This window comes from Klebsiella sp. 54 (assembly GCF_018223875.1).
GTDB lineage: Bacteria > Pseudomonadota > Gammaproteobacteria > Enterobacterales > Enterobacteriaceae > Klebsiella > Klebsiella quasipneumoniae.
On record NZ_JAGRRA010000006.1, the window covers coordinates 206,301 to 226,027 of the forward strand.

The window sequence follows — 19,727 nt, forward strand, 5'->3', positions numbered from 1 at the left end:
CATTCCTTGTTGTGAAGCATTTAGCGCTGGTCTAATTCTAAGAAAAATTCCGCTGATTGTATCGATTCTGCCGCCGTAAAAAGTTGGCGTTACGTGCCATCCGGCGGTAATTTGCACCAATCTAACATACGGACCGTAAAACGGTAGCCAAACGGTCTGGAAATCCCTCATTTCGGATTAGCAGGACATAACAATGAGCAAACCCATCCACCAGGGAATTACCTTCTCCAAAAATGATGTAGAAATTATTGCACGCGAAACGCTGTATCGTGGTTTTTTTTCACTCGATTTATACCGTTTTCGCCACCGCCTGTTTAACGGCGGCATGAGCGGCGAAGTCACCCGTGAAATTTTTGAGCGCGGGCATGCCGCCGTCTTGCTACCCTTTGACCCGGTGCGGGACGAAGTGGTGCTGGTCGAACAAATCCGTATCGCCGCCTATGATACCAGCGAGAGCCCGTGGCTGCTGGAAATGGTCGCCGGCATGATCGAGGCGGGTGAGACGGTGGAAGATGTCGCCCGTCGGGAAGCGCTGGAAGAGGCCGGGCTTGAAGTTGGGCGGACGAAACCAATATTAAGCTATCTGGCCAGTCCTGGCGGCACCAGTGAACGGTTATCGATCCTGGTGGGCGAAGTTGATGCATCGACGGCAAAAGGCATTCACGGCCTGGCCGAGGAAAATGAGGATATTCGGGTGCATGTGGTAAGCCGGGAGCAGGCTTACCAGTGGGTAGAAGAGGGGAAAATCGACAACGCAGCCTCTGTCATCGCCTTGCAATGGCTGCAATTGCATTATCACAATTTACGAAACGAGTGGACAAAATGAAGCGTTATACACCTGACTTCCCTGAGATGATGCGCCTGTGCGAGACCAATTTCGCCCAGTTGCGCCGCCTGTTGCCGCGAACGGATGCAGCGGGTGAGAAGGTGAGCTATCAGGTGGGAAGCGCGCAATATCGGTTAACGATAACGGAATCAACCCGCTACACTACTCTGGTGGCGATAGAGCAGACTCTGCCAGCGGTGAGCTACTGGAGTCTGCCATCCATGACCGTTCGCCTCTACCATGACGCCATGGTGGCCGAAGTGTGTTCGAGTCAGCAGATCTTTCGCTTCAAAGCGCGATATGATTATCCTAATAAAAAGTTGCATCAACGCGACGAAAAGCATCAAATTAACCAGTTTCTGGCCGACTGGCTGCGTTACTGTTTAGCACATGGAGCGATGGCGATTCCGGTTTGTTAGCGTCGTTAAACCTAAGGACACCATTTGGAAAGCCTGTTAAACCTACCTCTGGCTGGTGAGGCCAGAGTCAGGATCTTACAAATTACTGATACTCACCTGTTTGCTGAAAAACATGAAACGTTGTTAGGCATCAATACCTGGGAAAGCTATCAGGCCGTACTGTCGGCCATTCATGCCTCACAGCGTCCATGCGATTTGATTGTCGCAACAGGCGATCTGGCGCAGGATCACTCCTCCGCGGCCTACCAGCATTTTGCTGAGGGCATCGCGAGTTTTGCTGCACCCTGCGTCTGGCTACCGGGCAACCATGATTTCCAGCCGGCGATGTACAGCACCCTGCAGGAGTCGGGCATTTCCCCCGCCAAGCGCGTGTTTCTCGGCGACCACTGGCAGATCCTGCTGCTGGACAGCCAGGTGTTCGGCGTTCCCCATGGCGAGCTGAGCGACTTCCAGCTGGAATGGCTCGAACATAAGCTGGCGGAGGCGCCGGAGCGTTATACCTTACTTCTGCTGCATCATCATCCGCTGCCGGCCGGCTGCAGCTGGCTGGATCAACACAGTCTGCGCAACGCCGGCGCGCTGGACAGCGCGCTGAGCGCCTGGCCGCGGGTGAAGCATCTGCTGTGCGGCCATATTCATCAGGAACTGGATCTCGACTGGAATGGCCGACGTATGATGGCGACGCCGTCGACCTGCGTTCAGTTCAAGCCGCACTGCGCCAATTTCACCCTCGATACGGTGTCGCCGGGCTGGCGCTGGCTGGAGCTTCACCCTGACGGAACGCTGACCACCGAAGTGTGCCGCCTGGAAGGCGCGGCGTTTCATCCGGATATTGCTTCAGAAGGCTACTGATGGCGACGCTTCTTTATCTGCACGGCTTTAACAGTTCCCCGCGCTCGGCGAAGGCGACGGCGTTAAAGACCTGGCTGGCGCAGCACTATCCTGAGATCGCCATGGTGGTGCCTGAGCTGCCGCCTTACCCGGCGGAAACGGCGGAGCTGCTGGAGTCCATCGTGCTGGAGCACGGCGGCGAGCCGCTGGGGGTCGTAGGGTCGTCGCTGGGCGGCTACTACGCCACCTGGCTGTCGCAATGCTTTATGCTGCCAGCGGTCGTGGTTAACCCGGCGGTGCGGCCGTTTGAGCTGCTGAACAATTTTCTCGGCCACAATGAGAATCCGTACACCGGGCAGCAATATGTGCTAGAGTCTCGCCATATTTACGATCTCAAAGTCATGCAAATCGACCCGCTCGAAGCGCCGGATTTACTCTGGCTGCTGCAGCAGACCGGGGATGAAGTGCTTGATTACCGCCAGGCCGTTCATTACTACGCCTCCTGCCGGCAGACGGTGGAGGAGGGCGGTAATCACGCATTTGTCGGCTTTGACGATCATTTCACTCAGATTATCGAATTTCTCGGCCTGCGCTAAACGGCCCTGAACGACCTACGAATACACACCATGACGCAATCTTCATATAACGCTGATGCCATTGAGGTACTCACCGGGCTAGAGCCGGTGCGCCGCCGTCCGGGCATGTATACCGACACCACCCGTCCTAACCATCTTGGTCAGGAAGTGATTGATAACAGTGTGGACGAAGCGCTGGCAGGCCACGCCAAACGCGTGGAAGTGATCCTTCACGCCGACCAGTCCCTCGAGGTGATTGACGACGGGCGCGGGATGCCGGTCGACATTCACCCGGAAGAGGGGGTGCCGGCGGTTGAGCTGATCCTCTGCCGACTGCACGCGGGCGGTAAGTTTTCCAACAAAAACTACCAGTTTTCCGGCGGCCTGCACGGGGTGGGGATTTCGGTGGTCAACGCCCTGTCTAAACGCGTGGAGGTCAACGTGCGTCGCGACGGTCAGGTCTACAGCATCGCCTTTGAGAATGGTGAGAAAGTAGAAGACCTGCACGTCACCGGCACCTGCGGTAAACGCAACACCGGGACCAGCGTCCATTTCTGGCCTGACGAAAGCTTCTTCGATAGCCCGCGCTTCTCCGTTTCGCGTTTGACCCACTTGTTAAAAGCGAAAGCGGTGCTGTGCCCGGGCGTGGAAATTGTTTTCCGCGATCAGGTCAACAACAGCGAGCAGAGCTGGTGCTATGCCGATGGCCTTAACGACTACCTTAGCGAAGCGGTGAACGGCCTGCCGCTGCTGCCGGAAAAACCCTTCGTCGGCACCTTCTCCGGTGAGACGGAGGCGGTGGACTGGGCGCTGCTGTGGCTGCCGGAAGGCGGCGAGCTGCTGACCGAGAGTTATGTCAACCTGATCCCGACCATGCAGGGCGGGACGCACGTCAACGGCCTGCGCCAGGGGCTGCTGGACGCGATGCGTGAGTTCTGCGAGTACCGTAATATTCTGCCGCGCGGGGTGAAACTGTCGGCGGAAGATATCTGGGATCGCTGCGCCTACGTGCTGTCGGTGAAGATGCAGGATCCGCAGTTCGCCGGGCAAACCAAAGAGCGCCTGTCGTCGCGCCAGTGCGCGGCGTTCGTCTCCGGCGTGGTGAAAGACGCCTTCAGCCTGTGGCTGAACCAGAACGTGCAGGCTGCGGAGCTGCTGGCGGAGATGGCCATCTCCAGCGCCCAGCGTCGTCTGCGCGCCGCCAAGAAAGTGGTGCGCAAAAAGCTGACCAGCGGTCCGGCGCTGCCGGGTAAGCTGGCCGACTGCACCGCCCAGGATCTGAACCGTACCGAACTGTTCCTCGTCGAAGGGGACTCGGCGGGCGGGTCAGCCAAGCAGGCGCGCGATCGTGAATATCAGGCGATCATGCCGCTGAAAGGCAAGATCCTTAATACCTGGGAAGTCTCTTCCGATGAAGTGTTAGCTTCGCAAGAAGTGCACGACATTTCGGTGGCGATTGGTATTGACCCGGATAGCGATGATTTAAGCCAGCTGCGCTACGGCAAAATTTGTATCCTGGCGGATGCGGACTCCGATGGCCTGCACATTGCCACGCTGCTGTGCGCGCTGTTCGTGAGACATTTCCGGACTCTGGTGAAAGAGGGGCACGTCTACGTGGCGCTGCCGCCGCTGTACCGTATCGACCTCGGCAAAGAGGTTTACTACGCGCTAACGGAAGAAGAAAAGACCGGCGTGCTGGAGCAGCTGAAGCGCAAGAAAGGCAAGCCAAACGTCCAGCGCTTTAAAGGTCTCGGCGAGATGAACCCGATGCAGCTGCGGGAAACTACCCTCGACCCAAATACCCGCCGCCTGGTGCAGCTGGTGATCAGCGATGAGGATGAGCAGCAGACCACGGCGATGATGGATATGCTGTTGGCCAAGAAGCGTTCTGAAGACCGTCGCAACTGGCTGCAGGAGAAGGGCGATATGGCGGACCTGGAAGTGTAAGACCGCACGCTGCGCCAGACGTAAAAGGGAGCCTCAGGCTCCCTTTTCTTATTCCGTTTCAGCGTCGGCGGGCTTAGACGCCGGCCTGCAGGATACGGATGGTGGTCTCCAGCACATCGCCTTTGACCGCTTCCGACCAGGCTTTCATGTGCGGGGTCTGCAGGTGCGCTTCAAGATGCGCGACGCTTTCCCACTGCTCCACCATGACGATAGAGTCAGGAGCGGTGGTCTGGAAGCTGACGCCAGCGGCATGATCCACCATAGGCGCATAGCCGTGGCAGCCGGCTTCCTGCAAAACGGTCGGAATAATTTTCGCGAACTGATCGAGAACCGCCTGGCGGTGGTGCTGGCCCGGACGGGTACGGATTTCTGCAATCACTGTTAACATGGTTAACTCAACTCCTTCTGTGTGGATCTTGTCATACTCCAGGTTCCAATAACTCGAAATATGTAGAGCATAGACCCCTAGTTAACCAAAAATTTCCGCCAGATGCTTGCGATATTCTGCGATATACCGTGGGACATCAGGCATTTTTATCACGTCGTTGGCGATAAAGGTTGGCAGCGCCTCCATACCCAGGAACTGGTTGGCTTTATGGAACGGCAGGTAAACGCCGTCAACGCCAACGCCGTGGAAGAACTGCTCTTCGTCGGTGAAGGCCTCCATTGGCGCGTTCCAGGTCAGGGAGAGCATATATTTTTTCCCCTGCACCAGGCCGCCGGAGCCATATTTTTTGCTGGCGTCGGAGCGGGTACGGCCGTCGCTGGCGTACAGCGAACCGTGGCCTTCGGTAAAGACGTCATCCATATATTTTTTCACCGTCCACGGGGCGCCCATCCACCAGCCCGGCATCTGCCAGATCACCACATCGGCCCAGAGGAAATTCTGCACTTCGGCTTTTACGTCGTACTCGCTTTCGGCGCGAACGCTTTTAACATCGTGCCCGGCGTCGCGCAGATAACTCTCCGCGACCTCGGTCAGGGTGTCGTTCAGTTGGCCATTCGAGTGGGCGAATTTTTTTGCGCCATTGATAATCAGGATGTTGCTCATCATTTGTCCTCAATCTTGAAAATTTGCCGACGATCTTACCCCGCGAAGCGGGGCAGTAAAATGAGCAAAATGTGCAAAGTCTTTTGCTAAATGAGCAATAATCCCGCTACCAGCCAACGCGGGCTTCGAAGCCGCCGTCGCGGGCGTTGGCAAACTCGACGCGCATGCCATGCAGCGAGGCGATGCGCCGGACGATAGACAAGCCCAGGCCGCTGCCCGGAGCATCCTGACCCGGTGGGCGATAGAAACGCTCGCCGATGCGCGCCAGCGCCTGCGGGCTGATGCCGGGGCCGTTATCGCGGACCCGAAACTCGCGGGCGTTGAGAGTGATATCGACCTGGCTGCCGCGCGGGCTGTAGCGCACCGCGTTATCCAGCAGATTGCGCACCAGCAGGCTGAGGAGCAGCGGCTGGCCGGTGCGGGAGATGCCAGAGGCATTAAGATGCAGGCGCAGCTCAATCCCGGACTGCTGCGCCGGGTGGTACATCTCCATTACCGCCGACTGCAGCAGGTCGTCGAGGGCGACCGGCTGCAGGTCGTCCAGCTGGGCGAGCGAGTCCAGCCGCGACAGCGTCAGCAGCTGATCCACCAGACGGGTGGCGCGATCGATCCCCTGATGGAGCTGAGCCAGGGCTTTCTCCCGCCCTTGTGGATCGTCCAGAGAGAGCTGGGCGACTTCAGTCTGCACCTTCAGCGCCGCCAACGGGCTGCGCAGCTCGTGGGCGGCATCAGAGGTAAACCGACGCTCGCGCAGCATGACGTCGTGGGTGCGCTGGAACAGCTGATTCAGCGCTTCGACCAGTGGGCGGACTTCAGGGGGGATCTTCTCCACGCTGAGCGATTCCGCCGAGTCCGGCGCGCGCAGACGCAGCGTGCGCGCCAGATGTTTCAACGGCGCCAGTTCGCGGCTTAACAGCACGATGAGTAGCACGAACATCAGCGGCAGGGCGACCATCCACGGAGTGAGCTGCGAGGTGACAATGTCCATCGCCATTTCGCGGCGATAATCCCACTCCTGGCCGACGGCGATGCGGTGGCGGCCATCGGCGGTGGTTAACCACAGGAAGCGCCACTCGTCATCATCGCCGCGCAGGTAGCCATCGCTAAAGCCCTCACGCTGCGAGTGCCACTGTATATCCTCTCCGTTCTCGCCGTCGTTAAGCACCATTTTGCCGTCGCGGGTGAAGATGGCGAACGCCAGCGCATCGTCGTCGATATGCCCGTGGCGCACCTTTTTCTTTTCCCCGAGCGATACCGGCGGGGCGCGCAGTTCATCGAAATGCATGGCGCTCAGGCGGCGGGCGAACAGCAGCTGCTGGGTATCAAACAGCTTATCCAGCTTTTTACTGGTCTGCTGCCAGGCGATCACGCTGGCCACGCCCCAGGCGGCGGCGGTCAGCACGGCAAACAGCAGCGTCAGGCGCAGGCGCAGGCTCAGGCGGGCAAGTCGTTTCATGCGTCACCCAGGGTATAGCCGATGCCGTGGACGGTGCGGATAAATTCACTGCCGAGTTTGCGCCGCAGATGGTGGACGTGAACTTCCACGGCGTTGCTGGAGACCTCGTCGTCCCAGTTGTAGAGCTTTTCTTCAATAAGCTTACGCGGCAGCACGCGCCCGGCGTTACGCAGCAGCAGTTCCAGCAGGGCGAACTCCTTCGGCTTCAGCGTCAGGCTTTCGCCGTCGAGGCTGGCGGTTAAGCGGTTCGGGTCAAGGCGTACCTTGCCGTGGCGCAACTCGCTGCTGCTCTGGCCGTGGGCACGGCGGATCAATGCTTCGAGGCGGGCCGCTACCTCAATCAGGGCGAAAGGTTTGCACAGATAATCATCGGCACCCAGGCGCAGCCCCTCCACCCGCTGGCTGAGCGCATCGCGGGCGGTGAGGATCAGCACCGGTTCATGGCGGCCTTTGTCGCGCCACTCGCGCAGAATATCGAGGCCATCAACGCCAGGAAGAGTGAGATCAAGAATTGCCGCGTCGTAGGGGGCGCTGTATAGGGCGTTTTTGCCCTCCAGCCCGGCGGTAAACCAGTCGATGCTGAAGCCCATTTTGCTCAGCCCGGCCTTGATGCCATCGCCGATTAACTTGTCATCTTCCACCAATAATATGCGCATGTTTCCCTCTGACGATCCTGATTCTTTGCGCAGTAAACCGCGTTGAAGCGGGTGATGTACAGCATTAAAATTTCTTTTTTCCGCTTAAGAAGTCGTTAAGTTTTGTCGGGCGTAATAGGAGCCATATCAACACGAAGGGAGAACACATCATGAAAAAAATTGCTGCGATGACCGCGATCGTTGCCCTGGTTTCCATGCCGGCGCTGGCTGCCGGACAGGGCGGGTATACCGGTCCTTCTGCGACCACGCCGGCAAGTTCAACCACCCAGGGCGGCGGCTTCACCGGCCCGAGCGGCGCGGTCACCACCGTCACCAATGTCAAATCGCTGCGGGACGATACCTGGGTGACCCTGCGCGGCAAAATCACCGAGCGCGTTTCCGACGATCTGTATAAGTTCCAGGATGCTACCGGAGTGATCAATGTCGATATCGACCACAAACGCTGGAACGGCGTCACCGTCGGCCCACAGGACACGGTAGAAATTCAGGGGGAAGTCGATAAGGACTGGAACTCGGTGGAAATCGACGTTAAACAGATCCGTAAAATCGCGCCATAAGTCTCCGTCGGATAAGCGCAAGATCGGTCAGGCATCGCTATCCTCGCTCTGTCAGAGTATGTCGCGAGGAGGAGACGATGAACGATATTAAGGCCAGCCCGGCGTATGTCGGGCGCTTTCAGCGCGTCTGTAGGTACATTGCGCACCATCTTGATGAGCCGCTGTCGCTGGAGATGCTGAGCGCGATAGCGCACAGTTCGCCTTACCATTTTCACCGGCAATTTAGCGCTTATACCGGCATTCCCTTGTACCGGTATATTCAGTGGTTGCGTCTGCGACGCGCCTGTTGGCGCCTGGCGTTCAACCCCCGCGATAAAGTCATCGATATTGCCCTTGATGCCGGATTTCAGAATGCGGAGTCGTTCAGTCGTGCCTTCCGTACCGCGTTTGACCAAAGCCCGACCCAGTTCCGTCAGCAACCGGACTGGGCCGAGTGGCATCGACGCGTACCGAAACATACGCTACAGGAGCAAACGTCGATGGACGTCAACATTATTTCGTTCCCCACCACCCGGATAGCCGTACTGCAACATCGCGGCAGCCCGGACCTTGTCAACGCCACCGCCGCGCGTTTTATCGCCTGGCGTAAAACGAGCGGATTATCGCCCATCGCCACCTGCGATACCTGGGGGATCGCCTGGGACGATCCGCAGACCACCCCGCAGGGGGAATTTCGTTTTGACATCTGCGGTACGGTCGCACGGCCGGTCGGTGAAAACGCCTTTGGCGTGATTAACGGCGAAATCCCCGGCGGACGCTGCGCCGTCGTGCGCCATCACGGCTCGCTGGACACGCTGGCGAACAGCGTTTGGTTTCTCTATCGCGACTGGTTACCCGCTTCAGGCGAGACGTTACGGGATTTTCCGGTGTACTTCCGTTACCTCAATTTTGTCCATGAGGTGGCTGAGCATGAGCTGCAAACCGATATTTATCTGCCGCTGGCCTGATTAAGGTGACGGAATCCTCAACCGATCTCACGGCCTGTGACTCAGGGCGTGAGATCGGGTATTATCGCGGGTAGTTTTGCCGTCCGAACGGTCGGTACCCAGATTGAGGATCCACGATTAATGAGCGATATGGCAGAGCGCCTTGCGCTGCATGAATTTACGGAAAATGCTTACCTGAACTACTCCATGTACGTGATCATGGACAGGGCATTACCGTTTATTGGCGATGGCTTAAAACCGGTCCAGCGTCGCATCGTCTATGCGATGTCCGAACTGGGGCTGAACGCCAGCGCCAAATTCAAAAAGTCCGCCCGCACCGTCGGCGACGTGCTGGGTAAATATCACCCGCACGGCGACAGCGCCTGCTATGAAGCGATGGTGCTGATGGCGCAACCCTTCTCCTATCGCTATCCGCTGGTGGATGGCCAGGGGAACTGGGGGGCGCCGGACGATCCGAAATCCTTCGCCGCCATGCGTTACACCGAATCCCGCCTGTCGAAGTATGCCGAGCTGCTGCTCAGCGAGCTGGGGCAGGGGACGGTCGACTGGGTGCCAAACTTTGACGGCACGCTGCAGGAGCCGAAAATGCTGCCGGCGCGCCTGCCAAACATCCTGCTCAACGGCACCACCGGCATCGCGGTGGGCATGGCGACCGATATTCCGCCGCACAACCTGCGTGAAGTAGCGAAAGCGGCGATTACGCTGATTGAGCAGCCGAAAACGACCCTCGACGAACTGCTGGATATTGTCCAGGGGCCGGATTTCCCGACCGAGGCGGAGATCATCACTTCGCGGGCGGAAATTCGCAAAATCTACCAGAACGGACGCGGCTCTGTGCGCATGCGCGCGGTGTGGAGCAAAGAGGACGGCGCGGTAGTGATCAGCGCGCTGCCGCACCAGGTCTCCGGCGCCAAAGTTCTGGAGCAAATTGCGGCGCAGATGCGCAATAAAAAGCTGCCGATGGTGGATGACCTGCGCGACGAATCGGACCACGAAAATCCGACCCGTCTGGTGATCGTCCCGCGCTCCAACCGGGTGGATATGGAGCAGGTGATGAACCATCTGTTCGCCACCACCGATCTGGAGAAGAGCTACCGCATCAACCTCAATATGATCGGTCTCGACGGCCGCCCGGCGGTAAAAAACCTGCTGGAGATCCTCAGCGAATGGCTGGTGTTCCGTCGTGATACCGTACGTCGCCGTCTGAACCACCGGTTAGAGAAGGTCCTTAAGCGCCTGCATATCCTCGAAGGTTTGCTGGTGGCGTTCCTTAATATCGATGAAGTCATTGAGATCATCCGCACGGAAGATGAGCCGAAGCCAGCTCTGATGTCGCGCTTTGCCATCAGCGAAACCCAGGCGGAAGCGATTCTGGAACTGAAGCTGCGCCATCTCGCCAAACTGGAAGAGATGAAGATCCGCGGCGAGCAGAACGAGCTGGAAAAAGAGCGCGATCAGCTGCAGGCGATTCTGGCCTCTGAACGTAAGATGAACAATCTGCTGAAGAAAGAGCTGCAGGCCGATGCCGATGCTTTCGGCGACGATCGCCGCTCGCCGCTTCACGAGCGTGAAGAAGCGAAAGCGATGAGCGAGCATGACATGCTGCCGTCTGAGCCGGTGACTATCGTTCTGTCGCAGATGGGCTGGGTGCGCAGCGCCAAAGGGCACGACATTGACGCCCAGGGCTTAAGCTATAAGGCGGGCGACAGCTGGAAAGCCTCGGCGAAGGGCAAGAGCAACCAGCCGGTGGTGTTTATCGATACCACCGGGCGCAGCTATGCCATCGATCCGATTACTCTGCCCTCGGCGCGTGGCCAGGGTGAGCCGCTGACCGGTAAGCTCACGCTGCCGCCGGGCGCGACCGTGGAACATATGCTGATGGAAGGCGACGATCAGAAACTGCTGATGGCCTCCGACGCCGGCTACGGTTTTGTCTGCACCTTTAACGATCTGGTGGCGCGCAACCGCGCCGGTAAAGCGTTGATCACCCTGCCTGACAACGCGCATGTGATGCCGCCGCTGGTCATTGAGGACGAGTCCGATATGCTGCTGGCCATCACCGCCGCCGGGCGGATGCTGATGTTCCCGGTCAGCGATCTGCCGCAGCTGTCGAAAGGCAAGGGCAACAAAATCATCAACATTCCCGCGGCGGAAGCCGCCGCCGGCCAGGACGGCCTCGCACATCTGTTTGTCCTGCCGCCGCAGAGTACGCTGACCATTCACGTCGGCAAACGGAAGATCAAACTGCGTCCGGAAGAGCTGCAAAAAGTCACCGGCGAGCGCGGCCGCCGCGGTTCGCTGATGCGCGGGCTGCAGAAAATTGACCGTGTTGAAATTGACTCTCCGCGCCGTGCCGCGGCAGGCGATAGCGAAGAGTAAGCGCTTCTCCTCCCGTCTTTGACGGGAGGAGGCGAAAAAATGCCGCAAAATCGTTGTTTATTCAGGCGTTGCGATTAACAATGTCCATCATCAGGGACCCAGGAAGAACGGTCCCGGCCTGCGCAGAACTCGTGAGCCTGCCTTCTGCCAGCAGCGAATAATTCTAAGCGGTTTGGGTTTTAGAGGTAGCTATGCTATTCATTTTTCGAGTAATTTTCGTGGTCATTTATTGCATCGTGGTGTGCATACTTGGCTGTCTGTACTGCTTGTTCAGCCCGCGTAATCCAAAACACGTTGCCACTTTCGGCCATCTGTTTGGCCGCTTATCCCCGGTGTTTGGCCTCAAGGTGGAGCTGCGCAAACCTGCCGACGCGGAAAGCTATGGCAACGCGATCTACATCGCTAACCACCAGAACAACTATGATATGGTGACGGCGTCTAACATCGTGCAGGCCCCGACGGTTACCGTGGGGAAAAAGAGCCTGCTGTGGATCCCGTTCTTTGGCCAGCTGTACTGGCTGACCGGTAATCTGCTGATTGACCGTAATAATCGAACCAAAGCGCACGGCACCATTGCCGAGGTCGTTAACGCCTTTAAAAAGCGTAAAATTTCGTTCTGGATGTTCCCGGAAGGGACCCGCAGCCGCGGCCGCGGTCTGCTGCCGTTTAAAACCGGCGCCTTCCACGCGGCTATTGCCGCCGGAGTGCCGATTATTCCGGTGTGTGTCTCGAATACATCGAATAAAATAAAGCTCAATCGCTGGAACAACGGTCTGGTGATTGTGGAAATGCTGCCGCCGGTGGATACCAGCCAGTTCGGTAAAGACAACGTGCGCGCGCTGGCGACGCATTGCCGCGAGCTGATGGCCGCCAAAATCGCTGAGCTGGACAACGAAGTGGCCGAGCGCGAAGCGGCCGGCAAGCAATAAGACAGGAAACGCCGCCACCGCGCGCGTATTGCTGGCGGGAAACGAATTCCCTTTTTCATTTGTCAGTATGTCATGGAGTTAATATGTCACTCAGTCGGCGTCAGTTTATTAAGGCTTCCGGCGTAGCGCTGTGCGCTGGCGCCGCGCCGCTGAAGGCCCATGCCGCCGGCCAGCAGCCTGCGCTGCCGGTTCCGCCGCTGCTGGAATCCCGTCGCGGTCAGCCGCTGTTTCTGACGCTGCAGCGTTCGCACTGGTCGTTTACGCCAGGCACCCGCGCCCCCGTCTGGGGGATCAATGGCCGCTATATGGGGCCGACGATCCGCGTCTGGAGCGGAGACGACGTCAAGCTTATCTACAGCAACCGTCTGACAGAGAACGTCGCGATGACCATCCGCGGCCTGCAGGTGCCGGGCCCGCTGATCGGCGGCGCGGCGCGCATGATGTCGCCGAACGCCGACTGGGCGCCGGTGCTGCCGATCCGCCAGAGTGCGGCGACGCTGTGGTACCAGGCCAATACGCCGAACCGGATGGCGAAGCAGGTCTATAACGGTCTGGCCGGCATGTGGCTGGTGGAGGATGAGGTGAGCAAGAACCTGCCGATCCCTAACCACTATGGCGTCGATGACTTCCCGGTGATAATTCAGGATAAACGGCTGGATAACTTCGGCACGCCGGAATATAGCGAACCGGGCAGCGGCGGCTTCGTCGGCGACACGCTGCTGGTCAATGGCGTGCAGAGCCCCTATGTCGAAGTGTCGCGCGGCTGGGTGCGACTGCGCCTGCTGAACGCCTCCAACTCCCGGCGCTATCAGCTACAGATGAGCGATGGCCGACTGCTGCATGTCATTTCCGGCGACCAGGGGTTCCTGCCGGCGCCGGTTTCGCTCAAGCAGCTGTCGCTGGCGCCGGGGGAACGGCGTGAAATCCTGGTCGATATGACCAACGGCGATGAAGTGTCCATTACCTGCGGCGAAGCGGCGAGCATTGTCGACCGTATCCGCGGCTTTTTTGAACCGTCCAGCATTCTGGTCTCCACGCTGGTGCTGACCCTGCGCCCGACCGGGCTGCTGCCGCTGGTCACCGACAGTCTGCCAGTGCGTCTGCTGCCGACCGAGCTGCTCTCCGGTACGCCGATCCGCAGCCGGGATATCACCCTCGGCGACGATCCAGGGATTAACGGCCAGCTATGGGATCCGCAGCGTATTGATATTACGGCGCAGCAGGGGACCTGGGAGCGCTGGACAGTGCGCGCCGACCGCCCGCAGTCGTTCCATATTGAAGGGGTGATGTTCCAGATCCGTAACGTCAACGGTTCGACCCCTTTCCCGGAAGACCGTGGCTGGAAGGACACCGTGTGGGTCGACGGGCAGGTCGAACTGCTGGTCTACTACGCCCAGCCGTCGTGGCCGCACTTCCCGTTCCAGTATCTGAGCCAGACGCTGGAGCTGGCCGACCGCGGTTCGATTGGCCAGATGCTGGTGAATCCTGCGCCATAATCTCTTCGACCCTGGCCGGCATACGGTCAGGGTTTGAGAAAATCCTCCTTCATTTCCACTATCATTCCGGCTTATAATCCACGCCCTTTTGGTTATTTTTTTATCATTTTCCCCGGAAGCAATATGAGCGCAATATCCCTGATCCAACCGGATCGTGACCTTTTTTCCTGGCCGCAATACTGGGCTGCCTGTTTCGGCCCTGCGCCATTTTTACCGATGTCGCGAGAAGAGATGGATCAACTTGGCTGGGATAGCTGCGACATTATTCTGGTGACCGGCGACGCCTACGTCGACCACCCGAGCTTCGGGATGGCCATCTGCGGCCGTATGCTGGAAGCGCAGGGGTTCCGCGTGGGGATCATCTCCCAGCCGGACTGGAACACCAAAGACGACTTCATGCGTCTGGGCAAACCGAACCTGTTCTTCGGCGTGACCGCCGGCAACATGGACTCGATGATCAACCGCTACACCGCCGACCGTAAGCTGCGTCATGATGACGCTTACACCGCCGGCAACGTGGCGGGCAAGCGTCCGGACCGCGCCACCCTGGTCTACACCCAGCGCTGTAAAGAGGCGTGGAAAGATGTGCCCGTGATCCTCGGCGGCATCGAAGCCAGCCTGCGCCGTACCGCCCACTATGATTACTGGTCCGATACCGTGCGCCGCTCGGTGCTGGTGGACTCCAAGGCCGATATGCTGATGTTCGGCAACGGCGAGCGTCCGCTGGTGGAAGTGGCTCATCGCCTGGCGATGGGCGAAACCATCGATCAGATCCGCGATGTGCGCAATACCGCCATCATGGTGAAAGAGGCCCTCCCGGGCTGGAGCGGCGTTGACTCCACCCGTCTGGATACCCCGGGCAAAATCGACCCCATCCCGCACCCGTATGGTGAAGATCTGCCGTGTGCAGACAACAAACCGGTGGCCCCGAAAAAAGCCGAGGCTAAAGCCGTTGTCGTGCAGCCGCCGCGGCCAAAACCGTGGGAAAAGACCTATGTGCTGCTGCCCTCCTTCGAGAAGGTGAAAGGCGATAAGGTCCTGTACGCTCACGCCTCGCGCATTCTGCACCATGAAACCAACCCCGGCTGCGCCCGGGCGCTGATGCAAAAGCACGGCGAGCGCTACATCTGGATCAACCCGCCGGCAATCCCGCTCTCCACCGAAGAGATGGACAGCGTTTTCGCGCTGCCCTACAAGCGCGTGCCGCATCCTTCCTATGGCGATGCGCGCATCCCGGCGTATGAGATGATCCGCTTCTCTATCAACATCATGCGCGGCTGCTTCGGCGGCTGTTCGTTCTGCTCGATCACCGAGCACGAAGGACGCATTATCCAGAGCCGTTCTGAGGATTCGATCATCAATGAGATCGAAGCCATTCGCGACACGGTGCCGGGCTTTACCGGCGTGATCTCCGATCTCGGCGGACCCACCGCCAACATGTATATGCTGCGCTGCAAATCGCCACGAGCCGAGCAGACCTGTCGCCGTCTCTCCTGCGTCTACCCGGATATCTGCCCGCACATGGATACCAACCATGAGCCGACGATCAACCTTTACCGTCGCGCCCGCGAGCTGAAGGGCATCAAGAAGATCCTTATCGCCTCCGGGGTACGCTATGACATCGCGGTCGAAGATCCGCGCTATATTAAAGAGCTGGCGACCCACCACGTCGGCGGCTATCTGAAGATCGCGCCGGAGCATACCGAAGAGGGCCCGCTGTCGAAGATGATGAAGCCGGGAATGGGCAGCTACGACCGCTTTAAAGAGCTGTTCGACACCTATTCGAAGCAGGCGGGTAAAGAGCAGTATCTGATCCCGTACTTTATCTCCGCCCACCCGGGGACCCGTGATGAAGACATGGTGAACCTGGCGCTGTGGCTGAAGAAGCACCGCTTCCGTCTCGACCAGGTGCAGAACTTCTATCCGTCGCCGCTGGCGAACTCGACCACCATGTATTACACCGGCAAAAACCCGCTGGGCAAGATCGGCTATAAGAGTGAAGAGGTGGTGGTGCCGAAGGGCGATAAACAGCGCCGTCTGCACAAAGCGCTGCTGCGCTACCACGATCCGGCCAACTGGCCGCTGATCCGTCAGGCGCTGGAGGCGATGGGCAAGAAACACCTGATTGGCTCTCGTCGCGACTGCCTGGTGCCGGCGCCGACCCTGGATGAGATGCGCGAAGCGCGTCGCCAGAACCGTCATACCCGCCCGGCGCTGACCAAGCACACGCCGATTGCGCATCAGCGTTCTAACGGTGGCGCAACGGCGAAAAAGCCCGTCAAACGGGGTAAAGTCGCCGGGCGTTAAGCCTGACTTTGCGCCCGGCTGCGTTTCGCTGGCCGGGTGGTTTCTCAAGCCGGGCACGCATCAGCGCAGCCCGGCTTTTTTACCTGTTATCCGCCGAACTGATCCGGGTCAGGACCCAGACGCTTGCCCTGATCCAGCTTCGCAATCTCACCCAGCTCCTCTTTATCCAGGCGAAAATCCCAGACGTTAAAGTTTTCAGCGATGCGCGACGGCGTGACGGATTTCGGGATCACCACCAGACCGCTGTCGAGATGCCAGCGGATGACAATCTGCGCCGGCGTTTTACCATATTTATCAGCCAGCTGATGGATGACTTTCTGATCGAAGACGCCCTTACCGCCCTGGGCCAGCGGGCTCCAGGATTCGGTCTGGATCTTGTGGGTGGCGTTCCAGGCGTGCAGCTGCCGCTGCTGAAGCAGCGGATGCAGCTCTATCTGGTTGATCACCGGCGCGACGCCGGTTTCATCAATCAGCTTCTGCAGATGCGGCACCTGGAAATTACACACGCCGATGCTCTTCGCCAGCCCCTGCTGCTGCAGCTCAATCAGCGCCTGCCAGGCCTCGACGTAATGGCCGATAGCCGGCACCGGCCAGTGGATTAAATAGAGATCCACATAGTCCAGTTTCAGCTTGCTGAGACTCTCTTTCAGCGCCTCGTGCGGCCGTTTTTGATCGTCGTTCCATAGCTTGGTGGTGATGAACAGCTCATTGCGATTGACGCCAGCGCTTTGCAGCGCGTTGCCGACGCCAGCCTCATTTTGGTACGCGGCGGCGGTGTCAAAAGAGCGATAACCGACTTCCAGCGCCTTATGAATGGCGGAGACGACTTCCTCGTTGCCAGCTTTCCACACGCCGAGACCCAGCTGCGGCATCAGGTTGCCGTCGTGTAGTTTTATAACGGTTGGATGTGTCATGCCTTCCTCCTGTTAATGAACTCGGCGAAGCAGGATCCGCCGAGGGGTAGCATTAAGTCTGGACGAAATAGCTAAAAACGGTAGTAAAAACACCCCTCCCCGACGTTTGTTTAACGTAAGGAGAGGTGAATCAGGCGGGGTAACTTAGCGGGCAGCCTCGTAGATACGGCGGCTGACGTCAAGGGTGATATCCTGATGCTCGCCCAGTTTGGTCATGCCGTGCTCTTCCAGTTTCGCCAGCAGCGCCGGGATGGAGCTCCCGTCGAGACCGTAATCGGAAAGGCGGGTCGGCACCCCCATCTGCTCGAAGAACTGGCGCGTCGCGGCGATGGCGGCATCGATGCGCTGGTCGTCGGAGCCCTCGGTGATATGCCACACGCGCTCAGCATATTGCAGCAGCTTCTCGCGCTTGGTATCGCGCTTCTCATTCCACAGCGCCGGCAGAACGATAGCCAGCGTCTGGGCGTGATCGAGACCATGCATCGCCGTCAGTTCGTGACCAAGCATATGCGTTGCCCAGTCCTGCGGCACGCCAGCGCCGATCAGGCCGTTCAGCGCCTGGGTCGCGGCCCACATAATGTTGGCGCGCACGTTATAATTTTCCGGCTCCTGCAGCGCTTTCGGGCCATCCTCGATCAGGGTCAGGAGAATGCCTTCGGCGAAGCGGTCCTGAATTTTGCCGTCAACCGGGTAGGTGACGTACTGTTCGACGGTATGGACGAAAGCGTCAACCACGCCGTTGGCGACCTGGCGCGGCGGCAGGGTATAGGTGTAGACCGGGTCGAGGATCGCGAACTGCGGCTGAACGTGCGAAGACATAAACGCGCGTTTGTCGCCGGTAGTTTTCCGCGAAATCACCGCCCCTTTGTTTGATTCAGAACCGGTCGCCGGCAGAGTGAGAACCGAGCCCATTGGAATGGCGCTGGCGATCTTACTGCCATAGGTTTCCAGAATTTCCCACGGATCAATGTTGGCGTCATAGTGGGCTGCTGCCGCGATAAATTTGGTGCCATCCAGCACCGAACCGCCGCCGACCGCCAGCAGGAAAGTGACCTTCTCTTCGCGGGCGAGCTTCACCGCATTCATCAGGGTTTCGTAAGACGGGTTCGGCTCGATGCCGCCAAATTCAAGGACGTCCAGGCCATTCAGGGCGGTCAGTACCTGATCCAGGACGCCCGTTTTTTTCACGCTGCCGCCGCCGTAGGTGATCAGTACGCGAGCTTCCGCCGGGATCTGTTCACGCAGCTTTTCAATCGCGCCTTTGCCAAACAGAATGCGGGTTGGGGTATGCAGGTCAAAATTATTCATTGCTTGGGTCCTCCAAAGAGTAAAACTGCCGACAGGGACGATACCGCTGCCCGATGACGGTTATTGTGGTCCTCGCGCCGTTGCCCCTCAATGCACATTTCTGCCTATGTCTTGCCTATTTCTCCATATGGCTGGAGAATCCGCGGCGACCTGCGCACAATATATAGGTGAAGAAACATCGGGAGAGACGGTGGCAATGCAACACGCAGAGATATGTCGGACACTGACAGAGAAGGTTAACCAGCTGAAAGATAAGCACGAAATGTTAAGTTCGCTGCTACCTGACGTTCGCCTGCTGTACGGGACGCAGCCGGGACCGCGGATGCCGGTGATGTACCAGCCGGGGATCGTTTTTCTCTTTTCTGGCCATAAAATTGGTTATATCAATGAGCGGACGTTTCGCTACGATACAAACGAATATCTACTGCTGACCGTACCGCTGCCCTTCGAGTGCGAAACCTTTGCCACCCCGGAGGTGCCCCTGGCCGGGATGCGCCTGAACGTCGATATCCTGCAGCTGCAGGAGCTGCTGATGGACATTGGCGAGGATCCGCTGTTTCAGCCCGCCGTTGCCTCCAGCGGGATAAACTCCGCAGTGCTTTCGGAGGACATCTTGTGCGCTGCTGAACGGCTGCTCGACGTGATGGAACGGCCGTTGGACGCGCGGATCCTTGGCAAGCAGATCGTCCGTGAAATCCTCTACTATGTGCTGACGGGACCCTGCGGCGGCGCGCTGCTGGCGCTGGTCAGCCGGCAGACCCACTTCAGCCTGATTAGCCGCGTGCTCAAGCATATCGAGAGTCAGTACACCGAAAACCTCAGCGTCGATCGGCTGGCGGCCGAAGCGAATATGAGCGTGTCGGCGTTTCACCATAATTTTAAAGCGGTGACCAGCACTTCGCCGCTGCAGTATCTGAAAACCTACCGTTTGCACAAGGCGCGCATGCTGATGATCCATGACGGCATGAAGGCCAGCGCGGCGGCGATACAGGTGGGCTATGAAAGTCCTTCCCAGTTCAGCCGCGAGTTTAAGCGCTACTTCGGGATGACGCCCGGGGAAGACGCCGCGCGTATTCGTATGATGCAGGGGATGTAAGACCGGGGGAGGGAGCAGGCCGGGCGGGCGCAG

At 58.8% G+C, this 19,727-nt stretch carries 18 protein-coding genes; 12 read left to right on the forward strand and 6 right to left on the reverse strand.

The features are described 5' to 3' along the window. Nucleotides 1-193: 193 nt before the first annotated feature. The 5 genes from nudF to parE are packed head-to-tail and all read left to right on the forward strand — an operon-like array spanning nt 194 to nt 4,598. The gene (gene nudF, locus KHQ24_RS15820) at nt 194-826 is read left to right on the forward strand and encodes an ADP-ribose diphosphatase (RefSeq protein ID WP_004205241.1); all 633 of its coding nucleotides are present in this window, start codon (nt 194-196) and stop codon (nt 824-826) included. After that, on the forward strand, nt 823-1,245 hold the full coding sequence (locus KHQ24_RS15825) for a DUF1249 family protein (protein ID WP_004205239.1): 423 nt from the start codon (nt 823-825) through the stop codon (nt 1,243-1,245). Before nudF ends, KHQ24_RS15825 begins: the two co-directional genes overlap by 4 nt. A gap of 24 nt (nt 1,246-1,269) precedes the next feature. After that, nucleotides 1,270-2,097 carry a 3',5'-cyclic-AMP phosphodiesterase gene (gene cpdA, locus KHQ24_RS15830; protein ID WP_004205237.1) on the forward strand — a complete coding sequence of 276 codons (828 nt, stop codon included), beginning with the start codon at nt 1,270-1,272 and terminating at the stop codon, nt 2,095-2,097. Continuing rightward, on the forward strand, nt 2,097-2,672 hold the full coding sequence (gene yqiA / locus KHQ24_RS15835) for an esterase YqiA (protein WP_004205236.1): 576 nt from the start codon (nt 2,097-2,099) through the stop codon (nt 2,670-2,672). The genes cpdA and yqiA overlap by 1 nt, the downstream gene beginning before the upstream one ends. Nucleotides 2,673-2,702: 30 nt before the next feature. Further along, nucleotides 2,703-4,598 carry a DNA topoisomerase IV subunit B gene (parE, locus tag KHQ24_RS15840; RefSeq protein WP_004205235.1) on the forward strand — a complete coding sequence of 632 codons (1,896 nt, stop codon included), beginning with the start codon at nt 2,703-2,705 and terminating at the stop codon, nt 4,596-4,598. A gap of 73 nt (nt 4,599-4,671) precedes the next feature. Here parE and KHQ24_RS15845 read toward each other — a convergent pair whose 3' ends face one another. The 4 genes from KHQ24_RS15845 to qseB all read right to left on the reverse strand — a co-directional run bounded on the left by KHQ24_RS15845 (nt 4,672) and on the right by qseB (nt 7,761). Next, nucleotides 4,672-4,986: a putative quinol monooxygenase gene (locus tag KHQ24_RS15845; RefSeq protein ID WP_004205233.1), complete on the reverse strand. Its 315-nt coding sequence runs from the start codon at nt 4,984-4,986 to the stop codon at nt 4,672-4,674. An 81-nt stretch (nt 4,987-5,067) separates the two neighbouring features. Then, nucleotides 5,068-5,649, reverse strand: a complete 582-nt coding sequence (locus tag KHQ24_RS15850) for an NAD(P)H-dependent oxidoreductase (protein ID WP_017899750.1) — start codon at nt 5,647-5,649, stop codon at nt 5,068-5,070. Between the two features lie 106 nt (nt 5,650-5,755). Then, on the reverse strand, nt 5,756-7,105 hold the full coding sequence (gene qseC, locus KHQ24_RS15855; RefSeq protein WP_032456627.1) for a quorum sensing histidine kinase QseC: 1,350 nt from the start codon (nt 7,103-7,105) through the stop codon (nt 5,756-5,758). Then, on the reverse strand, nt 7,102-7,761 hold the full coding sequence (gene qseB / locus KHQ24_RS15860; RefSeq protein ID WP_023319162.1) for a quorum sensing response regulator transcription factor QseB: 660 nt from the start codon (nt 7,759-7,761) through the stop codon (nt 7,102-7,104). The genes qseC and qseB overlap by 4 nt, the downstream gene beginning before the upstream one ends. 149 nt (nt 7,762-7,910) lie before the next feature. On the opposite strand from qseB, the gene KHQ24_RS15865 reads away from it, so the two are divergent. From KHQ24_RS15865 to KHQ24_RS15890, 6 genes are all read left to right on the forward strand, one after another. After that, nucleotides 7,911-8,318 (forward strand): YgiW/YdeI family stress tolerance OB fold protein, encoded by a 408-nt coding sequence (locus tag KHQ24_RS15865; RefSeq protein WP_004205226.1) that lies wholly within the window; start codon nt 7,911-7,913, stop codon nt 8,316-8,318. A 77-nt stretch (nt 8,319-8,395) separates the two neighbouring features. Beyond that, a complete protein-coding gene (locus KHQ24_RS15870) occupies nt 8,396-9,265 on the forward strand; it encodes an AraC family transcriptional regulator (RefSeq protein WP_043520949.1) in 870 nt (289 codons plus the stop codon). Between the two features lie 120 nt (nt 9,266-9,385). Further along, complete coding sequence (gene parC, locus KHQ24_RS15875; protein WP_004205224.1) at nt 9,386-11,644, forward strand: DNA topoisomerase IV subunit A; 2,259 nt, start codon at nt 9,386-9,388, stop codon at nt 11,642-11,644. 191 nt (nt 11,645-11,835) lie between these two features. Further along, complete coding sequence (gene plsC, locus KHQ24_RS15880; RefSeq protein ID WP_004205223.1) at nt 11,836-12,573, forward strand: 1-acylglycerol-3-phosphate O-acyltransferase; 738 nt, start codon at nt 11,836-11,838, stop codon at nt 12,571-12,573. 83 nt (nt 12,574-12,656) lie between these two features. Continuing rightward, complete coding sequence (ftsP, locus tag KHQ24_RS15885; protein WP_004205222.1) at nt 12,657-14,069, forward strand: cell division protein FtsP; 1,413 nt, start codon at nt 12,657-12,659, stop codon at nt 14,067-14,069. A 33-nt stretch (nt 14,070-14,102) separates the two neighbouring features. After that, nucleotides 14,103-16,376 carry a YgiQ family radical SAM protein gene (locus KHQ24_RS15890; RefSeq protein ID WP_072140373.1) on the forward strand — a complete coding sequence of 758 codons (2,274 nt, stop codon included), beginning with the start codon at nt 14,103-14,105 and terminating at the stop codon, nt 16,374-16,376. Nucleotides 16,377-16,462: 86 nt separating this feature from the next. Here KHQ24_RS15890 and dkgA read toward each other — a convergent pair whose 3' ends face one another. After that, complete coding sequence (dkgA, locus tag KHQ24_RS15895) at nt 16,463-17,290, reverse strand: 2,5-didehydrogluconate reductase DkgA (protein WP_048325746.1); 828 nt, start codon at nt 17,288-17,290, stop codon at nt 16,463-16,465. Between the two features lie 144 nt (nt 17,291-17,434). Next, complete coding sequence (gene yqhD / locus KHQ24_RS15900) at nt 17,435-18,598, reverse strand: alcohol dehydrogenase (RefSeq protein ID WP_044524721.1); 1,164 nt, start codon at nt 18,596-18,598, stop codon at nt 17,435-17,437. Nucleotides 18,599-18,794: 196 nt separating this feature from the next. Here yqhD and KHQ24_RS15905 point away from each other — a divergent pair, with 196 nt between their 5' ends. Next, nucleotides 18,795-19,694 (forward strand): AraC family transcriptional regulator, encoded by a 900-nt coding sequence (locus tag KHQ24_RS15905; protein ID WP_023319156.1) that lies wholly within the window; start codon nt 18,795-18,797, stop codon nt 19,692-19,694. Nucleotides 19,695-19,727: the final 33 nt, after the last annotated feature.